This window comes from Holzapfeliella saturejae, assembly GCF_037546065.1.
GTDB lineage: Bacteria > Bacillota > Bacilli > Lactobacillales > Lactobacillaceae > Holzapfeliella > Holzapfeliella saturejae.
Genome location: NZ_JAWMWG010000001.1, coordinates 1,012,274 through 1,033,469, shown reverse-complemented (window position 1 = coordinate 1,033,469; position 21,196 = coordinate 1,012,274). Strand labels below are relative to the sequence as shown.

The 21,196-nt window shown below is 34.8% G+C and carries 24 protein-coding genes, 1 tRNA gene, 1 riboswitch and 1 other annotated feature; of the genes, 19 read left to right on the top strand and 6 right to left on the bottom strand.

Annotated features, from left to right (window positions below):
• Positions 1–42: 42 nt before the first annotated feature.
• From rpmG to R4Y45_RS05120, 6 genes are read left to right on the top strand one after another with little or no spacing between them, the layout of a single operon-like run.
• Positions 43–192 carry a 50S ribosomal protein L33 gene (gene rpmG, locus R4Y45_RS05145; RefSeq protein WP_082618877.1) on the top strand — a complete coding sequence of 50 codons (150 nt, stop codon included), beginning with the start codon at positions 43–45 and terminating at the stop codon, positions 190–192.
• Between the two features lie 54 nt (positions 193–246).
• Positions 247–795 carry a 5-formyltetrahydrofolate cyclo-ligase gene (locus R4Y45_RS05140; RefSeq protein ID WP_339969950.1) on the top strand — a complete coding sequence of 183 codons (549 nt, stop codon included), beginning with the start codon at positions 247–249 and terminating at the stop codon, positions 793–795.
• Positions 796–811: 16 nt separating this feature from the next.
• Positions 812–1,519, top strand: coding sequence for a rhomboid family intramembrane serine protease (locus R4Y45_RS05135; protein ID WP_339969948.1), 708 nt, complete (start codon positions 812–814; stop codon positions 1,517–1,519).
• On the top strand, positions 1,519–1,731 hold the full coding sequence (locus tag R4Y45_RS05130) for a YqgQ family protein (protein WP_339969946.1): 213 nt from the start codon (positions 1,519–1,521) through the stop codon (positions 1,729–1,731). The genes R4Y45_RS05135 and R4Y45_RS05130 overlap by 1 nt, the downstream gene beginning before the upstream one ends.
• Positions 1,724–2,680, top strand: a complete 957-nt coding sequence (locus tag R4Y45_RS05125; protein WP_339969944.1) for an ROK family glucokinase — start codon at positions 1,724–1,726, stop codon at positions 2,678–2,680. The genes R4Y45_RS05130 and R4Y45_RS05125 overlap by 8 nt, the downstream gene beginning before the upstream one ends.
• Positions 2,681–2,702: 22 nt before the next feature.
• Entirely contained in the window at positions 2,703–3,101 is a 399-nt protein-coding gene (locus R4Y45_RS05120) for a rhodanese-like domain-containing protein (RefSeq protein WP_339969942.1), read from the top strand.
• 47 nt (positions 3,102–3,148) lie between these two features.
• On the opposite strand, the gene R4Y45_RS05115 is transcribed toward R4Y45_RS05120, so the two are convergent.
• Complete coding sequence (locus R4Y45_RS05115) at positions 3,149–3,334, bottom strand: DUF3042 family protein (RefSeq protein WP_339969940.1); 186 nt, start codon at positions 3,332–3,334, stop codon at positions 3,149–3,151.
• Positions 3,335–3,409: 75 nt separating this feature from the next.
• On the opposite strand from R4Y45_RS05115, the gene miaA reads away from it, so the two are divergent.
• From miaA to glnA, 3 genes are all read left to right on the top strand, one after another.
• Positions 3,410–4,333 (top strand): tRNA (adenosine(37)-N6)-dimethylallyltransferase MiaA, encoded by a 924-nt coding sequence (gene miaA, locus R4Y45_RS05110; RefSeq protein WP_339969938.1) that lies wholly within the window; start codon positions 3,410–3,412, stop codon positions 4,331–4,333.
• Positions 4,334–4,412: 79 nt separating this feature from the next.
• A complete protein-coding gene (locus R4Y45_RS05105; protein WP_339969936.1) occupies positions 4,413–4,757 on the top strand; it encodes a MerR family transcriptional regulator in 345 nt (114 codons plus the stop codon).
• A gap of 39 nt (positions 4,758–4,796) precedes the next feature.
• Positions 4,797–6,134: a type I glutamate--ammonia ligase gene (gene glnA / locus R4Y45_RS05100; RefSeq protein WP_339969934.1), complete on the top strand. Its 1,338-nt coding sequence runs from the start codon at positions 4,797–4,799 to the stop codon at positions 6,132–6,134.
• Positions 6,135–6,165: 31 nt separating this feature from the next.
• Here glnA and R4Y45_RS05095 read toward each other — a convergent pair whose 3' ends face one another.
• Positions 6,166–6,978, bottom strand: coding sequence for a LysR family transcriptional regulator (locus tag R4Y45_RS05095; protein WP_339969932.1), 813 nt, complete (start codon positions 6,976–6,978; stop codon positions 6,166–6,168).
• A 120-nt stretch (positions 6,979–7,098) separates the two neighbouring features.
• Between R4Y45_RS05095 and R4Y45_RS05090 the strand changes: the two genes are divergently transcribed.
• The 4 genes from R4Y45_RS05090 (at position 7,099) to R4Y45_RS05075 (ending at position 11,752) form a co-directional block, all read left to right on the top strand.
• The gene (locus R4Y45_RS05090; RefSeq protein ID WP_339969930.1) at positions 7,099–8,100 is read left to right on the top strand and encodes a YeiH family protein; all 1,002 of its coding nucleotides are present in this window, start codon (positions 7,099–7,101) and stop codon (positions 8,098–8,100) included.
• A 76-nt stretch (positions 8,101–8,176) separates the two neighbouring features.
• Positions 8,177–8,356, top strand: a riboswitch (Lysine riboswitch).
• A 114-nt stretch (positions 8,357–8,470) separates the two neighbouring features.
• Positions 8,471–9,658, top strand: a complete 1,188-nt coding sequence (locus R4Y45_RS05085) for an aminotransferase class I/II-fold pyridoxal phosphate-dependent enzyme (RefSeq protein WP_339969928.1) — start codon at positions 8,471–8,473, stop codon at positions 9,656–9,658.
• 60 nt (positions 9,659–9,718) lie between these two features.
• Positions 9,719–11,203 carry a phosphoenolpyruvate carboxylase gene (gene ppcA, locus R4Y45_RS05080; RefSeq protein WP_339970261.1) on the top strand — a complete coding sequence of 495 codons (1,485 nt, stop codon included), beginning with the start codon at positions 9,719–9,721 and terminating at the stop codon, positions 11,201–11,203.
• A gap of 24 nt (positions 11,204–11,227) precedes the next feature.
• Entirely contained in the window at positions 11,228–11,752 is a 525-nt protein-coding gene (locus R4Y45_RS05075) for a GNAT family N-acetyltransferase (protein WP_339969926.1), read from the top strand.
• Between the two features lie 61 nt (positions 11,753–11,813).
• On the opposite strand, the gene R4Y45_RS05070 is transcribed toward R4Y45_RS05075, so the two are convergent.
• Together R4Y45_RS05070 and R4Y45_RS05065 are read right to left on the bottom strand one after the other, a co-directional pair.
• Positions 11,814–12,785, bottom strand: a complete 972-nt coding sequence (locus R4Y45_RS05070; RefSeq protein WP_339969924.1) for an AEC family transporter — start codon at positions 12,783–12,785, stop codon at positions 11,814–11,816.
• 26 nt (positions 12,786–12,811) lie between these two features.
• Complete coding sequence (locus R4Y45_RS05065; protein ID WP_339969922.1) at positions 12,812–14,455, bottom strand: malolactic enzyme; 1,644 nt, start codon at positions 14,453–14,455, stop codon at positions 12,812–12,814.
• Positions 14,456–14,597: 142 nt separating this feature from the next.
• Here R4Y45_RS05065 and R4Y45_RS05060 point away from each other — a divergent pair, with 142 nt between their 5' ends.
• On the top strand, positions 14,598–15,476 hold the full coding sequence (locus R4Y45_RS05060) for a LysR family transcriptional regulator (RefSeq protein ID WP_339969920.1): 879 nt from the start codon (positions 14,598–14,600) through the stop codon (positions 15,474–15,476).
• A 32-nt stretch (positions 15,477–15,508) separates the two neighbouring features.
• Here R4Y45_RS05060 and R4Y45_RS05055 read toward each other — a convergent pair whose 3' ends face one another.
• Complete coding sequence (locus tag R4Y45_RS05055) at positions 15,509–17,890, bottom strand: Xaa-Pro dipeptidyl-peptidase (protein ID WP_339969918.1); 2,382 nt, start codon at positions 17,888–17,890, stop codon at positions 15,509–15,511.
• Positions 17,891–18,032: 142 nt separating this feature from the next.
• Positions 18,033–18,106 (bottom strand) — tRNA-Arg (locus R4Y45_RS05050).
• Positions 18,107–18,257: 151 nt separating this feature from the next.
• Positions 18,258–18,330: a sequence feature (ribosomal protein L21 leader region), on the top strand.
• Between the two features lie 18 nt (positions 18,331–18,348).
• On the opposite strand from R4Y45_RS05050, the gene rplU reads away from it, so the two are divergent.
• The 5 genes from rplU (at position 18,349) to R4Y45_RS05025 (ending at position 21,195) form a co-directional block, all read left to right on the top strand.
• Positions 18,349–18,660: a 50S ribosomal protein L21 gene (gene rplU, locus R4Y45_RS05045; RefSeq protein ID WP_339969916.1), complete on the top strand. Its 312-nt coding sequence runs from the start codon at positions 18,349–18,351 to the stop codon at positions 18,658–18,660.
• Positions 18,661–18,691: 31 nt separating this feature from the next.
• Positions 18,692–18,985 (top strand): 50S ribosomal protein L27, encoded by a 294-nt coding sequence (rpmA, locus tag R4Y45_RS05040; protein WP_339969914.1) that lies wholly within the window; start codon positions 18,692–18,694, stop codon positions 18,983–18,985.
• Between the two features lie 49 nt (positions 18,986–19,034).
• Complete coding sequence (locus tag R4Y45_RS05035; protein ID WP_339969912.1) at positions 19,035–20,123, top strand: aminopeptidase P family protein; 1,089 nt, start codon at positions 19,035–19,037, stop codon at positions 20,121–20,123.
• A gap of 62 nt (positions 20,124–20,185) precedes the next feature.
• Complete coding sequence (gene efp / locus R4Y45_RS05030; RefSeq protein ID WP_339969910.1) at positions 20,186–20,746, top strand: elongation factor P; 561 nt, start codon at positions 20,186–20,188, stop codon at positions 20,744–20,746.
• Between the two features lie 26 nt (positions 20,747–20,772).
• Positions 20,773–21,195 carry an Asp23/Gls24 family envelope stress response protein gene (locus tag R4Y45_RS05025; protein WP_339969907.1) on the top strand — a complete coding sequence of 141 codons (423 nt, stop codon included), beginning with the start codon at positions 20,773–20,775 and terminating at the stop codon, positions 21,193–21,195.
• Position 21,196: the final 1 nt, after the last annotated feature.

The following is a 21,196-nucleotide window of genomic DNA, read 5'->3' as shown; positions in this document are numbered from 1 at the left end:
TGAGTTAAATGCATCATAGAGAATTTAGGGGGTGTCATCAACATGAACGTAAATATTAACTTAGAGTGTACATCTTGTCACGAACGTCTTTACTTAACAAAGAAAAATAAACGTAACCACCCACAACGTTTAGAACTAAAGAAGTACTGCCCTCGTGAGAGACATGTCACACTTCATCGTGAAACAAAATAATGAAAACAGCAGGGCTGACCTGTTGTTTTTTTAATATACAAAAGGATTTTTATTATGGATAAAACTGAACTCAGAAAGATGCAACTGAATCGATTGCAAGAATTTGCTAAAACGACCCAAAAGCAAAGAGAAGAAATTAATCTCTTTCATCAGTTTGTTTCCCATCCTAAAGTCAAAGCTTCACAAAATATTGGACTAACTATCGGTGAGGACTTCGAAGTAGATACATTACCACTGATTGAGGCATTGCTTGAGATGAATAAATCTGTTTATTTAGCTAAGGTTAGACCTCATAAGCGAATGGATTTTGTCGCGTATCATTCGGGTGACCAATTAGTTAAATCAAAATTTGGTGTACTTGAGCCAAATCTTGATCATCCTGTCAAAAATCAATTAGATTTAGTCGTCACTCCTTGTTTGGCCATTAGTCAAAATCATCATTATCGTGTTGGATTTGGAGGCGGCTATTTTGACCGTTTCTTAAATCAGTATCAAATGCAAACATTGACCTTAGCACTAACACCGATGATTTTTGAAACAGCAGACTGGCCAATTTCTATGATGGATGTCCCAATTGACGAGTTAATTATTCCCAGTGAATAGTAAAGGAGTCTAACAATTGCAAAAAATTAAACGATTTATTAATTCAAATCTTGTTGTAACCTATAGTCTTTTAGGTGTGATGGCCCTCGTGTTTGTATTTGAATGTTTAAGCAGTCGACGATTAGCACTTTTTGGTAGTGCAATAGACTCGGGAACCTTACTTAACTTTGGTTCACTGTTTAACCCGCTAGTTGTTATTTTCAACCAGTGGTGGCGGTTAATTACGGCACAATTTATTCACATCAATTTTTTACATTTTGCGTCTAATGCTGTTATGATTTACTATGTTAGTCAGCTTTTAGAACCTACTTTGGGTAAACTTAAATATTTAAGCATCTTTTTACTAACGGGAATTGGTGGTAATTTGATGTCGTTGGCATTTGGCTCAGATATGACAGTTTCAGCAGGTGCAAGTACGAGTCTTTTTGGTTTATTTGGGGTAGTCCTTGCGTTAGTGTGGGATAATCAAACGCCAGCTATGACAGCAATCAAACAACAATTCTTAGCCTTGGCTATCTTGAATTTGGTGATGGATTTATTTATTTCTGATATTAATATTCAAGGCCATTTTGGAGGCTTATTATTTGGTGTATTATTTGGTATAATATTCGGTGGTCAAAAAAATCAAAAATTATATGCAACAAGATGGCGAATAGTTGCGATTTTTGCTACTATAATCTTGACATTAATTTTAATTGGAATAGGAATGCAGGTTTCGATTTAATGAAACAATTGTATGATGTTCAACAATTATTAAAGCGGTTCAATATTTATGTTTATGTTGGCAAACGTAAGTGGGATATTGAGTTGATGGCGCTAGAATTAGATAATATTTATCATTCGGGGCTCATCACCCAAAAAGAATTTATTTCTGCCAAAGTGGTTTTACAACATGAATATGAAGTTGAAAAAAGAAAGGAAGAACAACGTGGATAAAAAATTAATTGGTGTTGACTTAGGAGGCACCACAATTAAGTTCGCTATTTTAACTAAAAATGGGGAGATTCAACAACGTTGGGCTGAAGATACTAATATTTTGGATGACGGTTCACACATCATTCCTGATATTATCAAATCTATCAACCATCACTTGAATCTTTACCACATGAAACCAGAACAGTTTGCCGGTATTGGAATGGGTTCTCCTGGTAGTGTTAATCAAAAAGATGGATCAGTTGTTGGCGCTTATAACCTAAACTGGCGTAAACCTGTTTTCCCTAAACGCGACATTGAAGAAGGAACAGGAATTCCTGTCTTTATCGATAACGATGCTAATGTAGCCGCACTTGGTGAAAAATGGAAGGGTGCTGGTGATAACGCTTCTAACGTTGCGTTTGCAACACTTGGAACTGGTGTTGGTGGTGGTATCATCGTTAATGACCAAATCGCACATGGTGCTGCTGGTGCTGCTGGTGAAATTGGTCACATTATCGTTGAACGCCACGGCTACAAATGTACTTGTGGAAACAATGGTTGTTTAGAAACAGTTGCTAGTGCAACAGGTATTGTTCGTGTTGCTAGAGATTTAGCAGAAGAATACGCAGGTAACTCATCACTAAAACGCTTGCTTGATGCAGGTGAAGAAATTAGCGCAAAAATCGTATTTGATTTAGCTAAAAAAGATGACCCATTGGCTGTGCGTGTTATTAACCGTATTTGTGATTACTTAGGTTACGCATTAGCTAATATTTCTAATACATTGAACCCTGACTTTGTTGTTATTGGTGGTGGGGTTTCTGCTGCTGGAGATTTATTGTTAAATAAAACAACTGAAGCATTTGAAGAATCAGCATTTCCAAGCGTTAGAAATTCAACTAAGCTACGTTTAGCTTCATTAGGAAATGAAGCAGGTGTTATCGGAGCTGCTTCACTAATCGTTCAATAAAAAAGTATAAGGGGATTTCGACATGTTAGTTTTATACGTTGTTTTAGCAATTATTGTGTTGGCAATCTTATTTAATTGGTTGTACATCCGCTTTTACAGCAAAAAATTAGCGGGTGCCTTGTCTAATGAAGATTTTCAAAGCACTATGCGCAAAGCACAAATTATTGACTTACGTGGAACAGATGCGTTCGATCAATCTCATATTTTAGGCGCTCGTAACATACCTTATACTCAACTTAAAATGTCTTTTGCTGAAATGAGACCTGACTTGCCTGTTTACTTGTATGCAGATGGCCAAAGCATTTGTGTACGTGCAGCAAGATATCTTGTTAACAAAAAAGGATTTAAAAATGTTAAGTGGTTAAAAAAAGGTTATCGAGACTGGGAAGGCAAAACAAAAGCTTCCAAAAAAAGTTACTAAAATAAAAAAGCTTGGTTATTAACCAAGCTTTTTTATTTGATTAGTCTTTATTTTGCACGACGATGTGCGGATAAACTCTTACGAATTGCACGACGGCGGTTTTCTTCAATACGTGCTGCTTCTTGTTCTTCTGGTTCAACTACTTTTTTCTTAAATGTAAATGCAGCCCCAGCAAGAGATGCAACTGTTAAAGCAGTACCTGTTAAAACGCCACCTAAAAATTTTTTAGCCATCTGAAATTCCTCCTTTGAATTGTTAAATTGATTTTATCATAATTTTAGAAATATATTAATAAAGGACTATTTAAATTGAAAAAAATCTTAATTGTAGCAGGACCGACTGCTGTCGGAAAAACTGCTTTTGGTATTCAATTAGCTCAGCGATTTAATGGTGAAATTATCTCTGGGGATTCCATGCAAGTTTATCGAGAAGTTGCCATTGCTACGGCAAAACCAACAGTATCAGAACAAAATCAAGCAGTGCATCATTTGATTGATACACAGAGTATTTATGACGAATTTTCTGTTAAAGAATTTGTTGAACAAGCTGATCAAAAAATCACAGAAATTACAGCTCGTGGCAAACTACCGATTATTGTTGGGGGAACTGGATTTTATCTCAACACGCTCATACATAATTTTAAATTAGGGGCAGAAAAAGATGAACACTACCAAAAAATCGAAGCAGAATATCAAAATCTCCTTGAAGAAAAGGGAGAAGACTATCTTTGGCAGTTGTTATTTAAGCAAGACGCTGTTGCAGCCAATAAAATTCCTAAAGAAAATCATCGCCGTTTGATTCGAGCGCTTACTGTAATTAAAAGTACAGGTCATTTGTTTTCTAAACAACAAGAAGAACTACCTGTTAAATACGATGCTTACATTGTAGGTCTCAATACCGAGCGTGAACTGTTGTATCAAAGAATTAATCAAAGAGTTGATCAGATGATGTCTGATGGACTTTTAGAGGAAGCTAATTTAATTTACAGTCATCAAGATAAAATTTATCAAGCAAAACAAGCTATTGGATATAAAGAATTTTTCCCGTACTTTGAGCATCAAATAACTGAACAAGAAGCAGTTGACCTGCTTAAACAAAGTTCAAGACGTTATGCCAAGCGTCAGTTAACTTACTTTAGAAATAAATTACCTGTGAATTGGATTGACTCAGTTAAGAAAGACACCCGGTATTATCATGTTTTTAAAGAAATTAACAATTGGTTAACAAAATGATGTTAGAAAACCTAACATTATAGGTTGTTTATCTTAAAAAGGGCTGTTATTCTATTGATGTGTTGATGAGGTATGAAAAATGGATGAGATAAAAAAAAGAAAATCACAACCGCTATTAAAGATTTCGATTGTGATGGAATTGACTGGATTAACAGCTCGTCAAATTCGCTATTATGAAGATCAAAAATTAATTGAAGTCTATCGGACTAAAGGTAAACAACGGTTATACTCACTGAATCAAGTTGATACATTATTGATTATCAAGCAACATCTTAGTGATGGATTCAATATTGAAGATATCCGTGCTTACTTCGATAGTCAAAAGCGTCGTCAAAAGTCGGTTAATGATAAGCAGGCTCGACGGTTATTATTTGATGAGATGATGAATAATAGTCCTTTTGGTTCATCTAATCAGCACTACTAATTTTGTAAAGTAAAGGTTAATTACGACGGAGGAAATAAAATGTCAAAGGCATATACAAAACAAGAAATTAGAGAAATTGTTGAGCAAGAAAATGTTAAGTTTTTAAGATTAATGTTTACAGATATTAACGGAGCTATCAAAAACGTTGAAGTACCCGTTAGTCAATTAGAAAAAGTTTTGAATAATGAAGCTGCTTTTGATGGTTCTTCAATTGATGGATTCGTTCGAATCGAAGAAAGTGATATGTTACTACATCCAGATTTATCAACTTGGTTGATTTTCCCTTGGGAAGTTGAACAAGGCAAAGTAGCTCGTTTAATCTGTGATGTTTATATGCCAGATGGTACACCATTTAAAGGTGATCCTCGTTACAATCTTCGTCGTGTTTTAAAACAAATGCAAGACAAAGGTTACTCAGCATTTAATATTGGACCTGAACCAGAATTCTTCTTATTTAGACTAGATGAAAATAACAAACCTTCACTTGATTTAAACGATCAAGGTGGTTACTTTGATTTAGCTCCGGTTGACTTAGGTGAAAACACACGTCGTGACATTGTTTTAGAACTTGAAAAAATGAACTTTGAAATCGAAGCTAGTCACCACGAAGTAGCTCCAGGACAACATGAAATTGACTTTAAATATACAGATGCTCTAGAAGCAGCTGATAAAATTCAAACTTTCAAATTAGTAGTTAAAACTGTTGCTAGAAAACACGGTTTACATGCAACATTTATGCCAAAACCTCTACAAGGAATTAATGGATCAGGGATGCACATTAATATGTCACTATTTAAAGATGGTAACAATGTCTTCTTTGACGAAAATACAGATAACCAATTATCTAAAGAAGCAATGTACTTCTTATCTGGTATCTTGAACCATGCTAAAGCACTAACAGCTTTAAACAATCCAACTGTTAACTCATACAAACGTCTGGTACCTGGATTTGAAGCACCTGTTTATATTGCTTGGTCAGGAACAAACCGTTCACCACTTATCCGTGTGCCACAATCACGTGGACTTGGAACTCGTCTTGAATTAAGAAGTGTTGACCCAGCAGCTAACCCATACTTAGCTATTGCAGGAATCTTATCAGCAGGTCTTGAAGGACTTGAAGAAAAAGAATTGCCAGTTGAATCAGTTGACCGTAACATCTATCACATGACAGATGAAGAACGTCGTGAAAATCACATCACTGATCTTCCAGGAACATTGAATGAAGCCGTTGATGAATTTGCTAAAGATGAAGTGATTAAAGAAGCCTTAGGTGATCACCTAACTCAAAGCTTTATTGACTCTAAGAAATTAGAATGGTCAGCATACCGTCAAACTGTTTCTGAATGGGAAAGAAACCAATACATGGAATTGTATTAATAACCGACGACAAAAGCTATCTGAAAATTACTCAGATAGCTTTTTTTATGTCGTTAATAAAATTGGTAATTGATGGATGAGTTTCAAATTTTTGATAAATTAAGTAAAAATGTCTCAAAAAAGAGTCGTTTAATGTTTGAAATTTAATTGAATCATCGATTGCATCTAGACTGACGATGGATTTACCAACACCTTGTTTTAAAAGATCAACGATTAATTGGTTATTTTTAATCACAATACTGTTTTGAGGAACAATATTATGTTGATTGAGATATTTTTTAGTGTAATGATACACACCCGATCCTTCTTCTCGCAGTAACCAAGTATCCGATTGTAAATTACCAGCCAAAACTAACTGGTCCGTTTTGATTTTTTCAGTAATAATTAAGTTATGGTGAATAGGCTTTTCAACTATTCCAAAAGCAAAACGATGATTTAAAACGTTATCTAATATTTCTTTGGAGTTATGAACTTCAACAGTCAAATCATACGTGTTGTAAATAGAAGGCGATAGTTGCGAAAGTAAATGAGGCACGAAAGTATGGGCACTGGTTTGAGAGCAGGCAAATAGCAACTCGTATTTTTTGGGGTTATCACTAATATCTGTTTGAATAGCTTGCCATTCCTTAAGAATCTTCGTGGTACTTTGGTAAAGTCTAGTTGCATTTGGTGTTGGTTCTAATTTAGCCTTACCATTTCTGATAAATAGCTGTGTGTTTAAATGTTCTTCTAGCTGTTTGATGTGTAAAGAAAGACTGGGTTGAGATGAAAAAAGCTGACTAGCAGCTTGTGAAAATGACAGTGTTTCATAGACAGCAACAAAGGTACGTAATAATTTAAACATAAAATTCCTTTCTGAATTATTATTAAGTTTATTAATAGTATATATAGTTATTATTTATTAAACAAATATTAATATGAGGAATATGGTATAGTTATGCCTGTATTGAAGGAGAGGAAAAATATGAAAATAAAAAAAGCGTTCTTACCCGGAATAGCTGTAACACTAGTAGTTTCTATTGTTGCTAAATACTTGGCAGTGTATTTGCCTTTTATCGGAGCAGAGTCTTTAGCAATGCTACTGGGGATTTTACTAGGTAATACGGTTTTGACACAGCCTCAACTTAATTCGGGTATTAAATGGTCAGAAAAATATCCAATTGAAATAGGAATTGCGTTGTTAGGGCTGACCGTAACACTCAAAACAATAGAGTCTTTAGGGATTAATGGAATTTTATTTATTGTATTGCAGATGATGTTAACCGTTATTGTTGCTATTTTACTAGGAAAGCGAGTGTTTAAAGTCTCTCAAAAATCATCATTATTAATGGCTGCAGGTAACGCTGTATGTGGGTCAAGTGCAATAGCAGCTGTGTCGCCAGAGATTAAAGCCAATGATGACGAAAGACGAACTGCTGTAGCAATGGTTAGTTTAGTAGGGATTGTTTTATTAATTGTTTTGCCAATTATTGGGCCTGTTGTACTGGGTAAACAAGATTTACTTTTAGGTGCATTGATTGGTGGAACTGTCCAATCAGTTGGTCAAGTTGTTGGGACTGCTTCTTTAATTAATCAAGATGTGACAACATATGCGACGTTATTCAAAATGTTGCGAGTAATCTTATTATCAGTAGTCGTTATTAGTTTTGCAAAGATGGCTCAGGGAAAGAGCCAAAAAGTTTCGCAAACTAAAAAGTCAATTAAACACTATATCAAAGTACCTTGGTTTATTTTGGTTTTTATCATCTTTATTCTAATGAATAGTTATGTTAATTTACCTACTCAATTGACGCATGTTGCAAAAGAATTAACTAGCTTTTTTGGTATCATTAACCTTGCAGGGATTGGCTTAAACTTAAAATTGAAAACAATTAAGGATTCTGGTAGTCGATTCCTAGGTTATGGTTTATTAATTAGTTTAGTGCAAGTTTTCGGTGCGGTTGTTTTAATCAAACTATTGTTTTAGTTACTTATCATTAGTAAACGATTAGACAAAAATGAAATGTAAGGTTGAATTACACGAAAAAATAACTTATAGTTAATTTAGTAGAAGAGGTCGCAATTGACAATAGCTCGTTAACTCGCTATCACAATAGTATTAGTTAATTGAGTGAGGGGATATTGCCGAAACATCAAAGAATTGTGATGATTTGATGTTGGGGTATGGTTGAATAAATCATAAACTGTCATAAGATTAAAACTTATGGAGTGCTATCGACAAATTGACATCTAAAGTATTTAGATTCTTTTGTCTGCCCAGACAAAAGAATCTTTTTTTGTCTAATATTTTAATAGCTACTCTTCTGAATAATAATTTAGGGAAATAGGAGACTGTCATGCCAGATTTATCATCAAAATTAAGTACAACGTACAATGAAAAACTAGACTTAGTTAATCCGTCAGGAATTAGAAGTTTTGATCAAAAAATTTCAGCTATCGAAGATATTGTGAAATTAACAATTGGAGAACCTGATTTAGATACACCTGAACACATCAAAAATGCTGCAGTACAAAGTATTCAAAATAATGATTCTCATTACTCAGCTCAAACAGGTAAATTGGAGCTAAGAAAAGCAGTTTCTGATTATTTAAAACGTCAACAAGATTTAAATTATAATCCAGAAGATGAAATTATTGTCACAATTGGGGCAACAGAAGCTATTTATGCTACTTTTGAAACGATGCTAAATCCAGGTGATAAAGTCATCGTGCCAACGCCAACATTTGCACTTTATTTTCCAATTATTGAACTACTAGGGGCACATCCTATTATGGTTGATACCTCACAAACAGGCTTTCAACTAACTCCAGAAAAACTAGAAGAAGTCATTAAAGAAGAAGGATCAGCGGTTAAAGCAGTTTTACTTAACTATCCAAGCAATCCAACAGGGGTTGAATGCGATAAAAAAACTGTTAAAGCTTTAGCTGATGTTATTGAGCAACATGATATTTTCGTTGTAACAGATGAAATATATTGTGAATTAACTTATGGTGTCGAACATTTTTCAATCGCTAAGTTATTGCCTGAACAATCAATTTATATTAATGGTCTGTCTAAATCTCATGCTATGACAGGATATCGCATTGGTTACGTTTGTGGGCCAAAAGAATTCATGTCAAAAGTTACTAAGGTGCATGCTTTTATGGTAACTTCACCTTCTAATCCTGCACAAGTTGCCGCAACAGAAGCCTTGAATAATGGGGATGCCGATGCTCTTGCTATGCGTGATATTTATAAAAAACGTCGTGATCTCATTGTTGATGAACTAACAGATATGAACTTTGAAATGGCTAAGCCTCATGGTGCATTTTATTTATTTGCTAAAATTCCAGAATACTGCACACAAGATTCTTATGAATTTGCACTAGCCTTAGCTGAAAAAGCCAAAGTTGGTGTTATTCCAGGAAGTGCTTTTGGAAAAGGTGGACAAGGTTATATTCGTTTTTCATACGCAGCTTCTGAAGCAGATATTCAACTAGCCATGGACCGTATTCGTGATTATTTACAAACTATTCATAACTAATTAACTAGCTATTAAATACAGGAGGACAATTAATTGACAGACAGAATGATACCTAACGTAATGGGGACACAACATCCAGATAACGCTAACATTCCGTTTTTTAAAAAACATCACAGCCCATTTGTTTCAGCTTTTGAAGAAATTGATGAAGCTTATGCTAACTTTTCAACATTAGATGCTGATGAATATATGTGGGATTGGGAAGGAAAACATGCTGATTCTTCTGTAATCAGTCGTTTGTACACCAAACAATATGAGTATTTCAAACAACATGAACTAGGTGATGACAAGTTCTTAACCTTTAGATTGCCTAACATTTGGGAAGAAAAAGGTTATAGCTTAATGCAAGCTATGACCACTATGATGTTGGCTGAAGATTTTGCCGATGATTTAAAATTCAAAAAACGCCCACTATTTGAAGCGGTATTGCCGATGACAAAAAGTGCAGATCAGTTAATCGCAATGGAAGATAAGTTTGCTTCACTTGCTCAATTTAAAAATAAAGAATTTGAAAATACACATCCAAATAGTGAACAACTTCAAATGATTCCGTTATTTGAAAGTTTTGAGTCTCAATTAGGTGCACCTGAAATTTTGAAGCAATATATGGCAATGTATGAAAAACACTTTGGTCGTCCAATTGAATATCTGCGTGTATTTTTGGCTGGTTCAGATTCAGCTCTTTCAAATGGCTTTTTAAATAGTATTATTGGAAATAAATTGGCCTTATCAAGATTAGGTGCGTTCTCAAAAGAAAGTGGCGTGCCAGTTTATCCAATTGCTGGGGTAGGAAGTACAATCTTTAGAGGGGGTCTTTCACCAAAATCTGTTGATCGTTATCTAGAAGAATTCCCAGGACTTAAAACAGCAACGGTACAATCAGCTTTCCGTTATGACTATCCAATTGAAGAAGTTAAAACAGCAATTGATAAGTTGCGTAATGGATTACGTCAAAGTGAATTTAATATTGTTGATGAAGCTGATGAAAAAGTCCTACTTGAAATTGCAGCTAAAACAGCACATGAATATCACAACACACTAGACCCATTAATTAATGATTTGCAATCCGTTTTTGATGCCTTTCCAAAACGTCGTGACCGTCACCAACACGTTGGAATGATTGGTTATTCTCGTGATGTTGATGGCTACAAAATGCCACGTGCCATTACTTTTACTGGATCACTATATTCAGTAGGAATTCCGCCAGAAATTATTGGTGCAGGACAGGCTTTGAGCAAATTAACAGCAGATGAATGGTCAATTCTACAACGCTATTATCCAAATATGAAACGTGATTTTGAACACGTGTTAGGATTTTACAGTCCTAAAGCAATGGCTGTTTTAAAACAAATTAATCCAGCATTTGGTAAAATTGAAGCAGATGTTGCCGATTTAACGCAACGTTTTGACATTGAAGCAGGTCCTAGAACAACAGAACAAGCTCAACACTCACAATTAGCGACTGACTTAGTTAGTATTTCAGATACAGAAGTTCAAACTTTATTGATTGAAAAAATGAGTAAATTAAGAAGATTTTTAGGTTAATTAAAAATAAAGAAAGTGATATAAATGATAATTAGAACTATTAAACCACAAGACTATAAAGCGGTTGATCAGTTAATTAGAACAGTTTTCACACAGACAGAATTTGGATATGGTGAAGAAGCTGAATTAGTTGATAAAATTAGAGCATCAAAAGAAGATTATATTTCAGAATTAGAAATTGTGGCTACTCAAGACAATGATATTATCGGACACGGGTTATTGAGCAAAGTCAACATTCAAACTAATCAAAATAGTCTAACAGGACTAGTTCTCGCACCTATTGAGGTGGCTTTAAATTATCAAAAAAGTGGTGTGGGAAAAGAAATGATGCAAGTTCTTGAATCCCGTGCAAAAGAGCTTAACTATCCTTACATTAGTATCTTGGGCCACCCAAGTTACTATGCTAAGTTTGGATATGTTCCAGCAAAACAATATGGTGTTAAACCACCGTTTGAAGTACCTGAAGATGCCTTTTTAATTAAACCATTGAGTGATGGTGCATTAACTGGGGTAGAGGGAACATTAAGATATTCAGCTGCTTTTAGTTAGATTAAGATAATGATATAAAAAACACGCTACTGAAAAAGTAGCGTGTTTTTTATGAGATAAGTTAGATGAATTGAATAATTGACATTAGTATTGGAACAACAATGATAAATAACACAGTACTTGTTGTTACAATATTAGTTGCATATTTAACATCCCCATGAGCTTCATTAGCTAAGATAGGAAGAACAGCAAGCATAGGTGTTGCTGATTGAACAATCAATGTTTGGGAAGCAAGTGTTGGTAAATCAGCCCCCATACCTTTAACAGCTGTTAATACTAAAATCATAACGATAGGCGATACAATGAATCTACCGACTAAAGCTGCAGTGGTATCACGGTCAAAACTAATACTTTTTAATCCGGCATCAGCTAAGACAATTCCAATATAAATTAATGATAAAGGTGTCACTAAGTTTCCAACATAAGTTAATGCGGAACTCACAAACGAAACTTTCATGATTGGAATGTTTAATAGTAAAAAGACAAGAGCAACTAAGAAACCAATTAGAGGCATTGGTAGAACTTTCTTCCAATCAATTTGGCGTTTGGTTTTTTCTTTGGGTTTAGTTGGGTCATCATTTGAAATTAAGAAGACACCAAATGCCCAAGTCGAAACGGTATTAACGATGTAATAGACTAAGAAGAAAGTCATGCTTTTATCGCCAAATAGCGCAATATTCAAAGGTAAACCAATAAATATTGTGTTAGCGTTAACGATTGCATTAATGAAAACGCCTCGACGTCCAGGACGAACTTTCATGACTTTAGCTAATACAAAGGCGATAATATAACCAATAATTACACTAATGAAAGCATAGACCAGATATAAAGAAAAACTTGATAATTGATCGCGTGATAATCGACTTAAGACGGAGACAAAGATTGAAGCGGGCAATGCAATATTTTTGATGAATTTTGAAATGGTTCCAGCAAAATTATTGTCGAACCATCCTGAACGTCTAAGAATGTAACCGAGTACCATAATCAAAACGACGACGAGAACGCTTTGAATTGAATTCCATAAAACTGCCATTTTAAAACTACCCCTTAATGTTGAATTTAGTCATTATTAATGTCTTGATATTCAGGTGTCCATTTCATATCAGCTACAGCTTTTTTGACATCTTGAATTGGCTCTTTATTTAGACCTTGGTCAACAATGCTTTGAGCAACAACTTCTGCCAATTTTTGTGAAAATTCTGTAATTTTTGAAACAGGAGGTAAGACAGCTGCACCAGGTTTTGAAGTATCAACAATCCCACCTAAAGCATGACAAGCAGCAGATAATGTTTCTTTATTAAGTAATTTAGCTGTTGAAGCAATTAACCCAAATCCTAAACCAGGGTACATTAAAGCGTTATTTCCTTGACCTATTTGATAAGAAACGCCGTTATAGTCCACATCTTCTGCAGGAATGCCTGTTGCGACTAATGCACGACCATCTGTCCATTTAATTAGATTTTCGGCAGTTGCTTCAGCTAATTTGGTTGGGTTTGATAATGGGAAAATGATAGGACGTTCAGTGTGATCAGCCATCTCTTTGACGATAGTTTCGGTGAAAGCACCAGGTTGAGTAGAAGTTCCAATCATAATCGTAGGATGTACAGCTTTAACGATAGCTTCCAAGTTAGTTAATTCATCAGCATTAGTGAATTCGCTACGTTTTCTGGTGAATGGTTTTTGAGCTGGCGTTAAATCAGCTGTATCTTCAAATAATAGGCCTTGCTTATCAACGGCATAGAAGTGTTGTTTAGCTTCTTCTTCCGTTAAACCTTCTTGCATTAATTCGTCCATAATTTGGTTAGCAATTCCCATGCCAGCAGTTCCGGCACCGAATGTTAGAATTTTTTGGTCTTTGATATTTTCTTTTGAAATATTTAATGCCCCTAAAATACCAGCAAGCACAACCATACCAGTTCCTTGGATATCATCATTAAAAGTTGCAATTTTATCTTTGTATTTATCTAAAATAACTTGAGCATTTGAACGACCAAAGTCTTCCCAGTGCAGTAGTGATTCAGGGAATAGTTTTTGTTCTGCTTGAACGAATTTGTCGATTGTTTCATAGTAACGGTCGCCTGTCACTCTTTCATGGCGATTACCCAAGTATAAAGGATCGTTTAATAGTTTTTGATTGTTAGTTCCCGCATCGATGCTGACGGGAAGGACTTGTGAGGGGTCAATACCTGCGGCAGCAGTATAAACCATCAGTTTACCGATTGCGATATCAACACCGTTAACTCCCCAATCACCCATACCTAGAATTCCTTCGCTATCTGTTACAACAACTAAGCGAATATCACGGCCACCAGCTGCGTTTCTTAGCGTGTCTTCGATATCGTCAGGTGCATCAACAGAAACAAATGCAGCATTTTGAGGATTTAAGAATAGTTCATTGTATTGTTCAATAGAATCTGCAACTACAGGATCATACACAATAGGCATAAACTCAACAAGGTGGTCATCCATTAAACGATAGAATAACGTTCTGTTTTCGTTGAATAGTGTCATCAAAAAAATACGTTTTTCAAGTGGTGTCGTTTTGCTTTGAAATTGAGCGTAGGCTTGTGTTGTTTGTTGTTCAAGTGTTTGAACTTGGCTAGGAAGAGTTCCAGTTAAGCCTAATTTTTGGCGTTCTTCTTTTGTGAAAGCAGTTCCTTTGTTTAAAAAGGGATTATTTAAAATAGATTGATTATGTAACATTTTGATGTTCCTTTCAATTATAGGTTTTAAGTTAGGTACGTTTCTTATCCTAGAACTATCAAAATATTATAGTCAAACTTGTGATATACTATAAATTAATTTTATAGTATATCTAAAAACACTGTCATAATGGGAGTTAATTATGAACATTAAACATCTAGCTTATTTTCAAGAAATTATTAATCAAAAAAATTTTTCAAAAGTAGCTGAGAAATTTGAAGTAAGTCAGCCAACAGTCACAACAGCAATCAAAAATCTCGAAAAAGAATTTGGTACAGCCTTGCTAGTGCGTGATCGTATTCATAATACAGTCAGTCCCACACCAAGCGGGATGCAATTGGCAGAACATGCAAAAGTTGTCCTACATGAAATTGAAGTAGCCCATCAAGAAATCAATAATTTAACACAAAATAAGATTGTGCTGGGATTACCTCCGATTATCGAAAATCACTATTTTCCTAAAATAGGGGAGAGGCTAGCTCAGGAGGGACTACTCTCGAATGTTCATACAGTCGAAGGCGGATCAATAGCCTTAAGAAATGCTGTGAGAGATGGTAATGTTGATTTAACTTTATTGGGATCAATTGAGCCTTTGGCCTATCAAAATCTGATAGCAGACGAATTTGATCGACAGCCCTTTTGTATTTATGTCTCAAAGTCTCATCCTTTAGCTGATCGAAAACGGATTTACTTTAACGAGATTCGTCATGATGATTTTGTTTTTTTTGACAGTAATTTTGTTCACAATACTGCATTTAATAAATTGAGTCGGCGAAATCATTTCAGGCCTAATATTGTATTCAAATCTAATAATACCCATATCCTAATGAAATTAATTAGTAAAAATGTCGGGATTGGTTTTTTTACTAAAATAGTTGATTACAACAAAGATGAGGTTGTTTGTTTGGAACTACTAGATCACGAACAACCGGAATTCATCACGAGCATTGTATATCGAATAAATTACGTTTTAACACCCAGTCAGCAACAATTATTGACTATCATGCACAGCATCTTATAATAAAAAGCCAACCCGTGAGAGTTGGCTTTTTATTATTTAATTGAATAGTCAAATGATGACTGAGTTAAATCAATGGTATAAGTGGTTTGTTCTAACGGACGCTTAGTCATACCAACGTCAGTGCTGTAAATAATCAATCCTAATTGACTATCTTTTGGAAGACAATAATAGGTAGGTTGTAATTCAAAGCTCAAATCATAAAACTCATCCGGGTTAATGTTGACTGCTTGTTTACCTTGATAGTTCTGCAAATTAGCATGTCCTTTGGCAATCAATTTGAAATCAGTTGATTGAGTTTGAGGTTTGAATTCTCGCAATGTTTCGTAGGCAAACTGATAACCTAGAGGTTGTGCATTCATTTCAATAATTTGAGGAACAATTGATAAACGATGACGTTTTTGGTAGTCAACTAACATGACAGAAAGTTGGCCTTTATTCATTGATGAAGCGACCGATAGGTTGACTTTGGGTCTTCCTACCAAAATTGATTCAGATTCATTTTGCGGAAGTCTGATTTTAATTTGTTCAGAAGCTAATTCTGATAATTCACCTTTGATAAATTCGTTTTCCCAGTGTTTAGCATCAAGATTTAGTTTTTTGAAAGTTTGACCATTATCTGTAAACTGTTTAATTTTTTCAGAAGCTAGCTCAGATAAAACTTGAGACTGTTTTTCACCAAGATTATTATGCCAAGTAGTTTCACCATGCCAGGTATCAGGTTTGACATTATCTTGAACCAAGACATTGGGCCATTGATTATAGGCGTTATTAGGTTGATCTAACAGTTCTTCTGATAACCAGAGGTTCATCATATTCGTGAAATCAATCGAAGCTAGGTTGTTCATATAAATATGTTCACCTTGATGAAGGAACAGTTTATGTTTAATAGGTAATTTTTCTAATTCTTGCCAAAGTTTATAAGCATTTTTAGGCTTAACATTCCAGTCATTAAGCCCGTGAACACCAATATAAGAGCAGTTAAGTTTCTTTAGTTGATGACGATAATTTCTGATTTCCCAAAATTCGCTATATTGACCTGTTGTGCGATCTTGTTGTTCTTGCAAGTAGGCTAGTTGTTTATCGAATTGTTCTTGTAATTTAATAGCATGACCGCTATCTTTTAGGTTACTTTGACAAACAACAGCTAAAGCATCACAATCTTCACCTTGGCAAGCATCAGGAGCAATAACTAATCCATTTTCACGATAGTAATCATACCAACTGGAGATGGCGGCTTCTGAAATGATGGTTTTTAATCCTTTGACACCAGTACTTGCCACGGCCGTAGCAAGTGTTCCTAGATAAGATTTACCTGTCATTGCAATGTGATGGTTAGACCAAAAAGCAGTTGTCGTTTTTGTTCTTGCAGGAGAAGTGTAAGCAATTCTATCGCCGGTTAGCCATTCAATAATTTCTTTGGCACAGATTGTCTCACTTGGATCCCCGGTATTACGTAAACCATCAGAACCTCTAGTGCCGAATCCGCCAGCATAGACATTAGCAAAACCACGAGCGAAGAAATAGTCATTCAAGCGATAGATGCGTTGTCTAGTTGCAAGTTCTTCGGCAGACTGAGCATTTTTTGAGTCGGGTGTTGTTTTTTCAAAAGTATTAATAGAAGCTTTTTTGAAAGAAGGCTGATTTTCGGCTGTTACAGCAGTTAAGTTTTCATCGACATTATGCAGATCATCTTTGTCATCGTTAGTCCCACCAAAGTAGGGGTTAGCTGTGTACAAAGAGGGTACTTTTAGACCGAAGTCTGTTTCTTTGGGTCTAAAGACAGTTGCTTGTAGTAAATCACGTTTGCCGTCTAAGTCCGTATCTAAATCACTTTCAATATAAACAACTTCTCTAATCATGTTTTGTGCATCAAACACAGGCAAAGCTTTACCATTAAAAAATAAATGTTGATTAAAGTTGGGGTTTTCGATGTATTTTAAAAAGAAGCCTTTATCAGCTAAATTATCGATTAACTCGAATCCGTTTTTAGCACGTGTGTTTAGTAATAGGTACAAAGCTGAACTGAAATTAGAGTCATCGATTGTTGCATCGGTGATGAAAGGGAGCTGATTGTTCTTCATTAATTGGATAGGGTCTGATAAGTCAAAGTCTTGATTAGCTTCGTAATTTAGTAGCTGCAAGGCCAAGGCATAAAACTCTGAGTTGCTCAATGACGATTGGTCGTCAATTAACCAATCCTTTAGTGTCTCTTTTGAATTAATTGCAAGCAAATTGAATTTATAATCTAAACCTTCACTTGAAGTGACTTCCGGAAAGAAATTGCTAAAAGCGGTATAGATATTATTTGAAAAAGAAAGTTTATTGTAGTTTTCAGAAATAAAGTCTAATTGTTTGAGTTCGTCTAGTTGTTGCGTTAGCGGTAAATCTAGTCTCGCATATTGATTGTAATTCATTTAAGTCCTCCATATATTAAAAAATTAATTATTAGTTAATGATAATTTTATCTTGTTTGCAAACAAATTAAAACCTTTTAACATGAGATAAACAAAAAAGGACTAACTCAGTTGAGTTAGTCCTTTTAAATGAAGTTATTGATGACACAGGTGAGATTCGAACTCACGACCTACGGTTTAGAAGACCGTTGCTCTATCCAGCTGAGCTACTGTGTCAAAACATTACTTAAACAGTATATCTAGAATCGGGTTATGTGTCAACAAAAAATATAAACTTTTTTAAAAGAAATATTTTACGAATATTTGACTGAATAAATTGACGTCTTATTACTTATTTGATACTATTAAGTAGTTGTATTTGTGTACCTCACATCTGCAACCGCACGCTCAAGGTTTTAAGCCGTTAGGCACCTTGTTTAGTGGCGAGTCTAAGAATACATTTTCAGGAGGTGTACAATATGTACGCAATTATTAATACAGGTGGTAAACAGTACAAAGTCGAAAAAGGCGAAGCTGTTTACGTAGAAAAATTAAACGTTGAAGAAGGCCAAAACGTAACATTTGATCAAGTTGTTCTTGTGAACGACGGCAAATCTACAAAAGTTGGTACTCCTTTTGTTGAAGGTGCTAGTGTTGTGGCTAAAGTTGAAAAACAAGGTAAAGAAAAGAAAGTTGTAACTTTCAAATACAAACCTAAAAAACACAGCCATACTAAAAAAGGTCACCGTCAACCTTATACAAAAGTGGTTGTTGAAGATATTAAAGCTTAATTTAATTTAATGACTTTGAGAGGTGAAAGAAATGCTAGATCTTAACAATATTAAACTATTTGCTAAACATAAAGGTGGAGGTTCTACAGCCAATGGCCGTGACTCTGCTGGTCGCCGTTTAGGTGCTAAACGTGCAGATGGTCAAACTGTAACAGCAGGTTCAATTTTATTTAGACAACGTGGTACAAAAATCCACCCAGGTCAAAATGTTGGACGTGGTGGCGATGATACTCTATTTGCAAAAATCGAGGGTGTTGCCAAATTCGAACGTTTAGGTAGAGACCGTAAACAAGTTTCAGTTTACCCATTAGAACAAGCTAAATAATAACTTTTAAAAGGCTGAAATTATTCAGCCTTTTTTTATTGGAGGAAGTATGAATCTTTATCAAACAAGAAGAGAACAAATTTACCAAAAGCTAACTAAAGAACAAACACAAGCTATGCTAGTATTTAACGAAAAAAACATTCGTTATTTAACTGGTTTTACTGGCGATGAAGCGCAATTATTATTAACTGAATCAGGAAATGCAATTTTGATGTCTGATTCCAGATTTATGGCTCAAATTGAAACAGAAGTTGATGATAAGGTCACTATTTATAATAAAACCAATTCGCTACTTCAAGAACTCGCAACAGTAATTACAAAACAAAAACTTACTGAACTAGTTGTTGAAGGTGATGATATTAGTGCTTCTTTATTTATCGATTTAAAAGAATCTCTGAGTGCAATTGAATTAACGCTTTGTCATCAGTGGGTAGAACAACTTCAAATGATAAAAGATGAAGGTGAAATTTCCTTAATAAAAAAAGCAATTGAAATTTCAGAACAAAGTTTAGAAAAAGTATTACCTAAAATCACTCCTGGTATTACCGAAAAAGAAATTGCTAATTTATTAGACTTTCAATTGAAGCAAGATGGGTTATCTGATATTAGTTTTGAAACGATTGTGGCCTCAGGTTATCGTAGTGCTTGGCCACATGGAGCTGCTAGTGATAAGAAGATTGAAAAGAATGAGTTAGTGACGATTGATTTTGGCGGTTACTATAAGGGTTATACGTCAGATATTACGAGAACTTTTGCAGTAGGTGAAGTATCTGATGAACTCAAAAAAATCTATCACATTGTTTTAGAAGCTAATCGACGTGCGACGGCTAAGGCAAAAATTGGTTGCACAGGACTTGAAGTTGATCGTGCAGCTCGTAAATATATTCAAGAATGTGGTTATGGGCAATACTTTGGGCATGGCATCGGACATGGTATTGGGTTGAATGTTCATGAGTTAACAGATCCAAGACTATCATTTAAAGATGTCACATTACAAAAAGATATGATTATTACAATTGAGCCTGGCATCTATGTTCCAGGACTTGGCGGTGTTAGGATAGAAGATGATGTGTTAATAACTGATGGTGAACCAGAAGTTTTAACTAGCTTACCTAAAGCCGAATTAATCAAATTATAATCTTGCACTATACATATTAAAATTGATATTATAAAGTACAAGTAAAAGCGGAGGAAAAATACATGATTTCAGTAAATGATTTAAAAAATGGTTTAACAATTCAATTTGATGGACAACTATGGAAAGTAAATGAATTCCAACACGTAAAACCTGGTAAAGGTGGTGCGTTTGTACGTACTAAATTACGTAACTTAAGAACAGGTGCTGTTCAAGAAAAAACTTTCCGTTCAAGTGAAAAAGTTGAAAAAGCAACAATTGATAACAATGAAATGCAATATTTATACGCTGATGGTGATAAACATGTGTTCATGGATACCAAAACATACGAACAAGTTGAATTGCCAAACGATGAAATTGCAGAAGAATTAAAATTCATGAAAGAAAACATGGTTGTGAACGTAACAATGTTTGAAAATGAATTATTAGGTGTTGAACTACCTAAAGTAGTTGAATTAACTGTTGCTGAAACAGAGCCTGGAATCCGTGGAGATACTTCTTCTGGTGGTTCAAAACCTGCTACAATGGAATCAGGAGCTGTTGTACAAGTGCCATTCTTCGTTAATGAAGGTGACGTATTAAGTATTAACACAACAGATGGAACATATATTTCTCGCGCAAACTAGTAAATTAGTAAAGTAGAGGTGTCGATATGGCAGAAGATACAGCAATTTTGTTAGCAAAAGATGGATCAGATGATCAAATTAAAGTTAACCTTCACGTACTTGAAATTATTTTAGGAATTGCAGCAACTAAAATCGAAGGTGTTTACCAAATGCGTGGCACTTTCGGCAATAATCTAAATGAATTATTTGGTCGTATTAATCGTGGTAAAGGTGTCACGATTGAAGTTAACGAACACAATCAGTTAAAAACAGATGTTTATGTCTACTTGAAATATGGTGTTAGTGTGCCACAGGTTGCTTTAACACTTCAAAAAGAATTGACAGAACAACTTAAACAAATGACTGACTTGAAACTAGATGAAATTAATATTCATGTTGTTGGTCTTGTTTCTCAAAAACCTGAAAAAATCGACCCCGATGCTTTATTTGACGAGGAAATGACTGATTAAG